The organism is Sporosarcina sp. resist (assembly GCF_014302295.1).
Classification (GTDB): Bacteria; Bacillota; Bacilli; order Bacillales_A; family Planococcaceae; genus Sporosarcina; species Sporosarcina psychrophila.
Genome location: NZ_CP060287.1, coordinates 5045001 through 5047500 on the forward strand (window position 1 = coordinate 5045001; position 2500 = coordinate 5047500).

Here is a 2500-nt window from a genome sequence, read left to right on the forward strand (position 1 = left end):
GGCAGTTTCAACAGGTTTCTTTAATTCAACATATATAGTAATAAAGATAATTGGATATTCTCTCCACAAATAAACTCCTCATTAAAAGCCCAAGACTTTGTGCAGGTCTATGTATATATTCTATGAGATGTACCATGTAGTACTTTCCAGTAATCGAATGAGTGATTGTATAGGAGATGATTTAATAGTTTTTCATCATTGGCAGTGCATTTATTGGTTTAACATTTCTGTTAGTTGGATTGAGCGTATAAAATTTGCTTGCCCTACAATTCTTTTTTGATAACACTTAGCACGGCCTGAGGAAATAAACTATCCAAACAATACCCCACTAAAGTGAGCTCTTAAAATCAGCAATCCCTCTCTTCAAACGGCATCACTGAATGTTAAGGCATAGCCATTCATATTTCACAGATGAATTAATGCAAGTAAAACAAGGCATTCTTAAAAATAGGATCTAATTCAAATGTTGTGATGAGGTTGTGATTTGCATGTCACCCTTTATCCTGAATAAACCTCTTTTTTTATTCTTAACGTTCGATACTATTTTAGCTTTAAAGTCATTCAAGCGCCTAATGCCATACGCGTTACACTTCGCTTATCTATATGTGTTGATATAAAGAATCCACTCAACAACGTTCGGCGCTAGGGGATGCCTCCCGCAATAAGCCAGAAAGAAAACCGCTGTCAGCCTTATTGCTTCGGCTGCCCCTTGAGGCGCCTTTGCTGGAGATTATATAGAATCATTAGTTCAACATATATAGTACGTTGCTCATTTAATTCTTTTTGTACATTCAGTCATACTATATCAATTTCTCAGTAAGTATAGCGACATTAATGGAAGTAATGCGCGATAATCAAAAGGCGTTCTAACGACTGTTTAACCGTACTTTAAAGCTTGGATTCATGCTCGTCATTACTATTTCCACACCCGCAAGCATAACCACGACGTTTACAGAAGAGAACGGTTAAGCGCTCGAACCATAAAGTTGTATGGATGCCTTAATATTTATTATAGATCCTAAAAATAAACACAAAAAAAGCCACTACCTATAAGGTAATGACCTTTCAATGAGACCGGCGACGTCCTACTCTCGCAGGGGGAAACCCCCAACTACCATCGGCGCTGAAGAGCTTAACTTCCGTGTTCGGGATGGGAACGGGTGTGACCTCTTCGCAATCGTCACCAGACTCTTTGAGCTTGTTCGCTCAAAACTGAATAAAACAGACATTGTGCTACACGAATCAGGGTAATCAAGCCCTTTTCAAAATTGGTTAAGTCCTCGATCGATTAGTATCCGTCAGCTCCACACGTCGCCGTGCTTCCACCCCAGACCTATCAACCTCATCTTCTTTGAGGGATCTTACTTACTTGCGTAATGGGAAATCTCATCTCGAGGGGGGCTTCATGCTTAGATGCTTTCAGCATTTATCCCGTCCATACATAGCTACCCAGCGATGCCTTTGGCAAGACAACTGGTACACCAGAGGTATGTCCATCCCGGTCCTCTCGTACTAAGGACAGCTCCTCTCAAATTTCCTGCGCCCGCGACGGATAGGGACCGAACTGTCTCACGACGTTCTGAACCCAGCTCGCGTACCGCTTTAATGGGCGAACAGCCCAACCCTTGGGACCGACTACAGCCCCAGGATGCGATGAGCCGACATCGAGGTGCCAAACCTCCCCGTCGATGTGGACTCTTGGGGGAGATAAGCCTGTTATCCCCGGGGTAGCTTTTATCCGTTGAGCGATGGCCCTTCCATGCGGAACCACCGGATCACTAAGCCCGTCTTTCGACCCTGCTCGACTTGTAGGTCTCGCAGTCAAGCTCCCTTATGCCTTTGCACTCTACGAATGATGTCCAACCATTCTGAGGGAACCTTTGGGCGCCTCCGTTACTCTTTAGGAGGCGACCGCCCCAGTCAAACTGCCCGCCTGACACTGTCTCCTGCCCCGATAAGGGGCATGGGTTAGAAGTCCAATACAGCCAGGGTAGTATCCCACCAACGCCTCATCCGAAGCTAGCGCTCCGGAATCCAAGGCTCCTACCTATCCTGTACAGGCTGCACCGGAATTCAATATCAGGTTACAGTAAAGCTCCACGGGGTCTTTCCGTCCTGTCGCGGGTAACCTGCATCTTCACAGGTATTATAATTTCACCGAGTCTCTCGTTGAGACAGTGCCCAGATCGTTACGCCTTTCGTGCGGGTCGGAACTTACCCGACAAGGAATTTCGCTACCTTAGGACCGTTATAGTTACGGCCGCCGTTTACTGGGGCTTCAATTCGAAGCTTCGCTTGCGCTGACCTCTCCTCTTAACCTTCCAGCACCGGGCAGGCGTCAGCCCCTATACTTCACCTTGCGGTTTTGCAGAGACCTGTGTTTTTGCTAAACAGTCGCCTGGGCCTATTCACTGCGGCTCTCTCGGGCTTTAACACCCTACCAGAGCACCCCTTCTCCCGAAGTTACGGGGTCATTTTGCCGAGTTCCTTAACGAGAGTT

General features: G+C 46.2%; 2 rRNA genes (1 of these 2 running past the window's edge). Both read right to left on the reverse strand.

Annotated features, from left to right (window positions below):
- Nucleotides 1–1072: 1072 nt before the first annotated feature.
- Nucleotides 1073–1188, reverse strand: a 5S ribosomal RNA gene (rrf, locus tag H7992_RS24300).
- A gap of 80 nt (nucleotides 1189–1268) precedes the next feature.
- A 23S ribosomal RNA gene (locus tag H7992_RS24305) occupies nucleotides 1269–2500 on the reverse strand (it continues 1700 nt past the right edge of the window).